This window comes from Pseudomonas sp. P5_A12 (assembly GCF_056400685.1).
The window spans coordinates 1-7,713 of the sequence record NZ_JBFUKU010000248.1 but is presented as its reverse complement, the minus strand read 5'-3'; the positions used below and the strand labels follow the sequence as shown (position 1 = coordinate 7,713).

Sequence of the window (7,713 nt, the reverse complement as noted above, 5' to 3'; positions counted from 1 at the left end):
GCCACAAGAGGGTATCAGATCAACTCTGTCATGAGTCTTCTGACACCGCTAGGGCTGCTTCGCASCCMAGCGGGAGCAAGCTCCCTCGCCACAGAATGGAGCCGACTACCGGTTTGAGTTGGCCACAACATTTTCTAGAGAACCTCCTTGGCTCATCCCGCCCAACGCCGCTGGTATCCCTTGGTCTTCGCCATCGCTGCGCTGGTCTTGTTGCCCCTCAGTGTTTTACTGCTGTCATGGCAAACCATCGATCAACAGATCTGGTCCCACCTCTGGGACACGCAGATGCCGCGCCTTTTGGGTAATACGCTGACCCTGATACTCGGTGTTGGTGTCGGCGTCACCCTGCTGGGCGTCAGCCTTGCCTGGCTCACCAGCCTCTGTGAGTTTCCCGGTCGGCGCTGGCTGGACTGGGCGCTGATGCTGCCGTTTGCGATTCCGGCCTACGTGTTGGCGTTTGTTTTCGTCGGCCTGCTGGATTTCGCCGGCCCCGTGCAAACCCTGATGCGCGAATGGTTTGGAACTGGCCTGAGGCTGCCGCGCGTGCGCTCCACCGGCGGTGTCATCCTTGTGCTGGTGCTGGTTTTCTATCCCTACGTGTATCTCCTGGCCCGTACCGCGTTCCTCGCTCAGGGCAAAGGCCTGATGGAGGCGGCCCGGGTGCTCGGTCAATCCCCGTGGCAGGCGTTCTGGCGAGTGGCGTTGCCGATGGCTCGCCCAGCCATCGGCGCGGGCGTGGCGTTGGCGTTGATGGAAACCCTGGCGGATTTCGGTGCGGTGTCGGTATTCAACTTCGACACGTTCACCACCGCCATCTACAAAACCTGGTACGGATTTTTCAGCCTTTCCACCGCAGCCCAACTGGCCAGCCTGTTGCTGTTGGTGGTGATGGTGGTGCTGTATGGCGAGCGCCGTGCTCGCGGGGCCAACCGCGCGAGCAACGAGCGGCCGCGGGTCAAGGCGCTGTATCACCTGCGTGGGGTCAAGGCGCTGGCGGCCATGAGCTGGTGCGGCCTGGTATTCGCCTGTGCCTTCGTCATCCCGGTGCTGCAACTGATGGTGTGGTTCTGGCAGCGCGGGCGATTGGATCTGGACGAACGTTACACCGGGCTGATCCTTCATACCCTGTACCTGGGCGGCATGGCGGCGTTGATCACGGTCAGCGTTGCATTGGTGCTGGCCTTTGCCCGACGCCTGGCACCAACTCGCGTGATCCGCTCCGGCATCAGCCTGGCCAATCTCGGCTACGCTCTACCGGGCTCGGTGTTGGCGGTGTCGATCATGCTGGCGTTCAGTTACCTGGATCGCGAGCTGGTGATCCCATTGTCCGGCTGGCTCGGTGGCGCCGGCAAACCCTTGCTGCTGGGGAGTCTGTCGGCGTTATTGCTGGCCTATCTGGTGCGCTTCATCGCGGTGGCTTATGGGCCACTGGAAAGCAGTCTGGCGCGTATACGGCCATCTTTGCCCGAAGCAGCACGTAGCCTTGGCGTCAGTGGGCCGCGACTGTTTTTCAAGGTGTATCTACCCTTGTTGTTGCCGGGTACGTTGAGCGCCGCGTTGCTGGTGTTTGTCGATGTGCTCAAGGAAATGCCCGCGACCCTGCTGATGCGCCCGTTTGGCTGGGACACGCTGGCGGTTCGGATCTTTGAAATGACCAGTGAAGGTGAGTGGGCGAGGGCGTCTTTGCCGGCGCTGACTCTGGTGTTGGTCGGGCTGTTGCCGGTCATCGGATTGATTCGACGATCGGCGCATCGAAACAGCTAGGTGCCAGTCCTACACCTTGCGGCTACAATGCGCGGCATTCGGTGCGGTCCGTCTGAAAGATCCGGTAGCTGAAATCGGCTGGGAGCCTTCTACTTCAAGGTTTTCACCCCGTGCAGTACCGGTCCGCACCCTCGCCACGCCCGGAAGGAGAAACCCATGGGACAGCGTACGCCTCTGTATGACCTTCATCTCGCCCTCGGCGCGAAGATGGTCGATTTTGGCGGTTGGGATATGCCTCTGCATTACGGCTCGCAGGTCRAGGAACACCATCAGGTGCGCCGCGATTGCGGGGTTTTCGATGTGTCCCACATGACCGTGATCGATATCAGCGGCCCCCAGGCCAAGGCCTGGCTCCAGCACTTGCTGGCCAATGATGTCGAGCGTTTGCACAGCCCCGGCCGTGCCCTGTACAGCACCATGCTCAATGAGCGCGGCGGAATCGTCGACGACATGATCGTCTATCGCCTCGACGACGGTTACCGCCTGGTGGTCAACGCGTCCACCCGCAATCAGGATCTTGCCTGGATGCAGGCTCACCTCGATGGTTCTGATGTGCAGCTCAACGAGCGCGCAGAGCTGGCGATGCTGGCCATTCAAGGCCCTCAGGCCCGACAAAAAATCTGCGAACTGGTGTCCCAGCCCCGCAGCAATCTGATCCAGCTACTCAAGCCGTTCGAAGGCCAGCCAGAGGGTGACTGGTACATCGCACGTACGGGTTACACCGGCGAAGACGGTCTGGAAATCGTCATGCCGGCCAATCAGGCTCCGGGCTTTTTCAACGATCTGGTTGGCGCGGGCATTTCTCCCATTGGCCTGGGGGCGCGGGATACCTTGCGGGTCGAAGCCGGTATGAACCTGTACGGCCAAGACATTCATCAAGATGTATCGCCGCTGGCTTCTAATATGGCCTGGAGCATTGCCTGGGAGCCGGCCACTCGCCAGTTCATCGGGCGCACCGCCCTGGAAGCCGAACGGGCCGGTGGCGTGCAGCACAAACTGGTGGGGCTGGTCCTTGAGGAACGAGGGGTTTTGCGCGCTCATCAAGTAGTCCGCATCGCCAATGTTGGCGAAGGGGAGATCACCAGTGGTAGTTTCTCTCCTACGCTAAGCAAGTCGATAGCACTGGCGCGCGTGCCGATGGCAACTGCCGACCGCGCCGAAGTGGAAATCCGTGGCAAGTGGTACCCGGTCCGAGTGGTCAAGCCGACCTTCGTACGCCACGGCAAAACCTTGATCTAACCTTTTTTGGCGGACCGAAACCGCTGACATTTTTCTTGAGGACACAGAACATGAGCGATATTCCTGCCGACCTGCGTTTTGCCGAAAGTCACGAGTGGGCCCGCCTGGATCATGATGGCGGCGTGAAAGTGGGTATTTCAGACCATGCTCAGGAAGCCTTGGGTGACGTAGTGTTCGTCGAGCTGCCGGAAATCGGCAAAGTGTTCGCTGCCGGTGAGGCTGCGGGTGTCGTCGAGTCGGTCAAGGCCGCGTCGGATATCTACTCGCCAGTCTCCGGTACAGTCATTGCCGTTAACGAAGAATTGGCCAACAACCCGGAACTGGTCAACAGCGCGCCTTATGACAGCTGGTTCTTTAAACTCGAGCCAAGCGATACCTCCGAGCTGGACAACCTGCTTGATCCGGTGGCCTACAAGGCTGCCATCGGCGAGTAATCCCTGCTCTGCGAGATCCATGTGGGAGCGAGCAAGCTCGCTCCCACAAGTGTTTAAGGCTTTAGAACGGCCTTGACCGCCGCCACCGCACGCTCGACATCTGCTTTGCTCATCGCCGTAAACATCGGCAACGAGACAATCAGGCGGCCGACCCGCTCGGCGACCGGGAACATGCCCTCCTTGAAACCGCACTCGCGGTAAAGGCTCAGCAGGTGAATCGGCGGATAGTGATAGCCGATACCGACGCCCAATGCCTGCATCTGCTCCATGAAAGTCGCCCGCGCCGGCTGGCCATCCCTGCGCTCCGGCAACACCAGCTGGAACAAATGCCAGTTGCTGTTCTCGAAATCCGCCGGCGGCAGTTGAGCCCCGTACTGCGCCTCGAAATCCTCACCAAAACACGAGAAATAGTGCCGGGCCAGTTCACGGCGATGAGCAGTGATCGCTTCGATGTGAGCAAACTGCCCAAGGCCAATGGCCGCCGCAACGTCAGTCATGTTGAACTTGCCGCCCAGCACATCGACATCCAGACCGTCGAAGCCGCTGCGGGTGACGCCCTGCAAACGGTACTTCTGCGCCAGTCGCACTTCCTCATCGTTGTTCAACACCAGACAGCCGCCCTCTGACGAGGTGACGTTTTTGTTTGCCTGGAAACTGAAGGAGACAAAATCACCGGTCGAGCCAATGCGCTGGCCGTTCCAGCTGGAGCCCAGCGCCTGGGCCGCATCTTCCAGCACTCGCAGATCGTATTTTTTTGCCAGTGCGTACAGACGCGTCATGTCCACCGGCAGTCCGGCGAGGTACACCGGCAAGATGGCTTTGGTGCGCGGGGTGATGGCGGCTTCGAGCTGTGTCAGGTCGATGTTGCGGGTAAACGGGTCGATGTCGGCAAACACCGGAGTGGCGCCGACTTCCAGAATGACGTTGGCCGTGGCCACCCAGGAAATCGGCGTGGTGATCACCTCATCACCCGGCCCGACCCCGGCCACGCGCAAGGCGATTTCCATGGTGCAGGTGCCGGAATTGAAAGTGAGCACCGGGCGCCCGCCAAAATACTCAGAGAGTTGTTGTTCAAAAGCCTGGACCTTGGGGCCGCTGGTAATCCAGCCCGAGCGCAATACGTCGCCGACTGCGGCAATCGTCGCTTCATCCATGGTGGGTTTGGAGAACGGCAGGAACGGCAGTTGGCTCATAAATACAGGCACCTGATCAGCGGACAGTGGGCGGATGCCAAGCATGATGTCCGCAATGGTCATCGGYGCCAAGCCATCCGCTCGGATATCGGCTGCTATGCTGGTTTGACCGTATTGCATCGACGCTGAGCGCCAGTCAAAAGAGAGCCCGTCATGTCCAAGTTGCCGTCCTTGAGCCAGTTACGCGACCCCAATGCCTTTCTGCGCCGCCACCTCGGGCCTGATGCCGCCGAGCAGCAGGCGATGCTCGACAGCCTCGGCCTCGGAAGCCGGGTTGAACTGATCGAGCAGACGGTGCCGCCGGGAATCCGCCTGAACAGGCCGCTCGACCTGCCGCCTGCCCTCGACGAAGTGGCCGCGCTGGCCAAACTGCGCGGTTACGCCGAGCAAAACCAGGTCTGGACCAGCCTGATCGGCATGGGCTACCACGGCACCCTCACGCCAACCGTCATTGTGCGCAACGTGCTGGAAAATCCCGGTTGGTACACCGCGTACACGCCTTATCAGCCAGAGATTGCCCAAGGGCGGCTCGAAGCGCTGCTGAACTTCCAGCAACTGACCATCGACCTTACCGGCCTGGAACTGGCCAACGCCTCACTGCTGGATGAAGCCACGGCAGCGGCGGAAGCCATGGCGCTGGCCAAGCGTGTCGCCAAGTCCAAAAGCAATCTGTTCTTCGTCGACGAGCACTGTCATCCGCAGACCATTTCCGTGGTGCAGACCCGGGCCGAAGGGTTCGGGTTCGAAGTGATCATCGACTCGGTAGACAACTTGAAGCAGCACCAGGTGTTCGGTGCCCTGCTGCAATACCCCGACACCCACGGCGAAATCTGTGATCTGCGGCCGTTGATCGATCACTTGCACGCGCAGCAAGCTCTGGCATGTGTCGCCACTGATCTGTTGAGCCTGCTGTTGCTGACGCCGCCGGGGGAGTTGGGCGCCGACGTGGTCTTTGGCTCATCCCAGCGATTTGGCGTGCCCATGGGTTACGGCGGGCCGCACGCGGCGTTTTTTGCCAGCCGCGATGAGTACAAACGGGCGATTCCGGGGCGGATCATCGGCGTGTCAAAAGATGCTCGCGGCAATGTTGCCTTGCGCATGGCCCTGCAAACCCGCGAGCAACACATTCGACGGGAGAAGGCCAATTCGAACATTTGCACCGCTCAAGTGCTGCTGGCCAACATCGCCAGTTTCTACGCGGTCTACCACGGCCCTGAAGGGCTCAAGCGCATTGCCCAGCGTGTGCACCGCTTGACCTGCATCCTCGCCGTCGGCCTTGAGCGACGTGGCGTCAGCCGCCTCAACAAACACTTCTTCGACACCTTGACCCTGGAAGTCGGCGGCACCCAGACCGCGATCATCGAAAGCGCTCAAGCAGCGCAGATCAATTTACGGATTTTGGGGCGAGGGCAGTTGGGGTTGAGCCTCGACGAAACCTCGGACGAAACCACCGTCGTGAAGTTGTTCGATGTGTTCCTCGGTGCCGATCATGGTCTGAATGTCGACGAACTGGACGCCGAAACTCTGGAGTCCGGCATTCCTGACGGGCTGTTGCGCACCTCGCCTTATCTGCGCCACCCCGTGTTCAATGCGCATCACAGCGAAACCGAGATGCTGCGTTACCTCAAGCAACTGGAGAACAAGGACCTTGCCCTCAACCAGTCAATGATCCCGTTGGGCTCCTGCACCATGAAGCTCAATGCCACCAGCGAAATGATTCCCATCACCTGGCCGCAGTTAGCCAACCTGCACCCGTTTGTGCCGAAGGATCAGGCCGTGGGTTATTCGCTGATGATCGAAGAGCTGGAACGCTGGCTCTGCGCGATCACCGGTTTCGATGCGATTTGCATGCAGCCCAACTCCGGCGCCCAGGGCGAATACGCCGGTTTGCTGGCGATCCGCAAATACCATGAGAGCCGTCATGAAGGGGCGCGGGATCTCTGCCTGATTCCATCCTCGGCCCACGGCACCAACCCGGCCTCGGCGCAAATGGCCGGGATGCGCGTGGTTATTGTCGAGTGCGACGATGCAGGCAACGTCGATCTGGATGACCTCAAGCAAAAAGCCTCGGAGGCGGGGGACAAACTGGCGTGCCTGATGGCGACGTATCCATCGACCCACGGCGTCTACGAGGAAGGCATCAGCGAGATCTGTGAGGTTATCCACAGCCACGGTGGTCAGGTGTACATGGATGGCGCCAACCTCAATGCTCAGGTCGGCCTGGCACGCCCGGCGGACATTGGCGCCGACGTGTCACACATGAACCTGCACAAAACCTTCTGCATTCCCCATGGCGGCGGCGGGCCGGGTATGGGGCCGATTGGTGTGCGGGCGCACCTGGCGCCGTTCGTGGCCAATCACCCGGTGGTGCCCATCGACGGACCTTTGCCACAGAACGGCGCAGTGAGCGCGGCACCCTGGGGCAGCGCAAGCATATTGCCGATCAGCTGGATGTACATCGCGATGATGGGGCCGCAACTGGCGGACGCCAGCGAAGTGGCGATCCTCGCCGCGAATTACCTGGCGCAGCATTTATCCGGTGCATTCCCGGTGCTCTACACCGGGCGCAATGGCCGGGTGGCTCACGAATGCATCCTGGATTTGCGGCCGCTGAAGGCACTGACCGGCATCAGCGAAGAGGACGTAGCCAAGCGCCTGATGGATTATGGTTTCCATGCGCCGACCATGTCGTTCCCCGTACCGGGGACCTTGATGGTCGAGCCGACCGAAAGTGAATCGAAGGCCGAGCTGGACCGGTTTATCGGGGCGATGCTGAGTATTCGTGCGGAGATCAGCGAGGTGGAAAACGGCAATTGGCCGGCGGAGGACAACCCGCTGAAGCGTTCGCCACACACATTGGCGGACATCATCGGGGTATGGGAGCGGTCTTACAGCATCGAGCAGGCGGTGACGCCGGATGCGCACACCAAACTGCATAAATACTGGCCGGTGGTGAACCGGGTGGATAACGTCTATGGCGACCGGAATCTGTTCTGCGCGTGTGTGCCGGTGGATGACTACCGCTGAGATCTCGCCGCACACCTAACCCCTGTAGGAGCCCGGCTTGCCKGCGATGGCGATCT

Annotated in this window: 5 protein-coding genes; 4 read left to right on the top strand and 1 reads right to left on the bottom strand. The window is 60.6% G+C overall.

Annotation, left to right across the window (positions count from 1 at the left end; translation table 11 throughout):
• Positions 1 to 147 precede the first annotated feature (147 nt).
• The 3 genes from AC1DSG_RS24165 (at position 148) to gcvH (ending at position 3,437) form a co-directional block, all read left to right on the top strand.
• Positions 148 to 1,764 carry an ABC transporter permease gene (locus tag AC1DSG_RS24165; RefSeq protein ID WP_477793145.1) on the top strand — a complete coding sequence of 539 codons (1,617 nt, stop codon included), beginning with the start codon at positions 148 to 150 and terminating at the stop codon, positions 1,762 to 1,764.
• A 156-nt stretch (positions 1,765 to 1,920) separates the two neighbouring features.
• Complete coding sequence (gene gcvT, locus AC1DSG_RS24160) at positions 1,921 to 3,003, top strand: glycine cleavage system aminomethyltransferase GcvT (protein WP_477793144.1); 1,083 nt, start codon at positions 1,921 to 1,923, stop codon at positions 3,001 to 3,003.
• A gap of 50 nt (positions 3,004 to 3,053) precedes the next feature.
• Positions 3,054 to 3,437 carry a glycine cleavage system protein GcvH gene (gcvH, locus tag AC1DSG_RS24155; RefSeq protein WP_477793143.1) on the top strand — a complete coding sequence of 128 codons (384 nt, stop codon included), beginning with the start codon at positions 3,054 to 3,056 and terminating at the stop codon, positions 3,435 to 3,437.
• Between the two features lie 53 nt (positions 3,438 to 3,490).
• Here gcvH and AC1DSG_RS24150 read toward each other — a convergent pair whose 3' ends face one another.
• On the bottom strand, positions 3,491 to 4,630 hold the full coding sequence (locus AC1DSG_RS24150) for a DegT/DnrJ/EryC1/StrS family aminotransferase (protein WP_477793142.1): 1,140 nt from the start codon (positions 4,628 to 4,630) through the stop codon (positions 3,491 to 3,493).
• A gap of 153 nt (positions 4,631 to 4,783) precedes the next feature.
• On the opposite strand from AC1DSG_RS24150, the gene gcvP reads away from it, so the two are divergent.
• Positions 4,784 to 7,657, top strand: a complete 2,874-nt coding sequence (gene gcvP / locus AC1DSG_RS24145) for an aminomethyl-transferring glycine dehydrogenase (protein WP_477793141.1) — start codon at positions 4,784 to 4,786, stop codon at positions 7,655 to 7,657.
• Positions 7,658 to 7,713 lie beyond the last annotated feature (56 nt).

Coding starts and splice junctions, on each gene's coding strand:
- gcvH (WP_477793143.1), top strand. CDS start 3,054: ATGAGCGATATTCCTGCCGACCTGCGTTTTGCCGAAAGTCACGAGTGG.
- gcvP (WP_477793141.1), top strand. CDS start 4,784: ATGTCCAAGTTGCCGTCCTTGAGCCAGTTACGCGACCCCAATGCCTTT.
- AC1DSG_RS24150 (WP_477793142.1), bottom strand. CDS start 4,630: ATGAGCCAACTGCCGTTCCTGCCGTTCTCCAAACCCACCATGGATGAA.